Genomic DNA, 651 nt, shown 5'->3' on the forward strand with positions numbered 1-651 from the left:
CTTGGCGGTGCGATTAGGGGCTTTGATAGCCCATAGAAGCCGGGTTTTACGTTCTACAAAAGTGACCAAACATGCTCGTGACTGACCTCGGCTAGAAAGTACCGTATCGACTTCCCAATGACCAAAAGCTAATCGCTGATTGACAGATTTTGGTCGTTGTTCAATGGAAGTCCCACTTGTAAATGTGCCACGATGCTCATTAGCTCGGCGCTGTCGGACATTTCGATTAGGTAGATCAGCCAAGTTGAAAGGTAACCAGCCAAGCTTAAGCCAGTTATAAATTGAAGCGGTGCTCAGGTTAAAAGCTGTCGCAATCGCTTCTGGTGACCAAGTTAAACGTAGGTGGTTGGTAATTAAAATTGTCAATGATGGCGTTAGAATTGAATGGCGACCACAAGCCCGCCTTTTATGATCTGCGTCTTGTTGCGCTAATTCGGGATCATAGGGTTTGACCCGATCTAATTCATAGCTAATAGTTGATTTGGCAACGCCTAAGGCGTCAGCCATATCTTGGTAAGTATGATGGCCTTCACTGACCAGTTGAGCTAGCGCACCACGTTGAAAACGTGATAAAGTAGAAGTACCCAAAGTAATCACTCCTTATAGCTGGTTGGAATTAACTACTACCATTGTAAGAGATTGCTTTGGGCC

At 45.2% G+C, this 651-nt stretch carries 1 protein-coding gene; it reads right to left on the minus strand.

The window, feature by feature from the left end:
* Nucleotides 1-588: IS30 family transposase (locus tag D1831_RS14285; RefSeq protein ID WP_125073460.1), on the minus strand; the 588-nt coding region annotated here is incomplete at its 3' end.
* Nucleotides 589-651: the final 63 nt, after the last annotated feature.

It is taken from the genome of Lactiplantibacillus garii, assembly GCF_003885105.1.
GTDB lineage: Bacteria > Bacillota > Bacilli > Lactobacillales > Lactobacillaceae > Lactiplantibacillus > Lactiplantibacillus garii.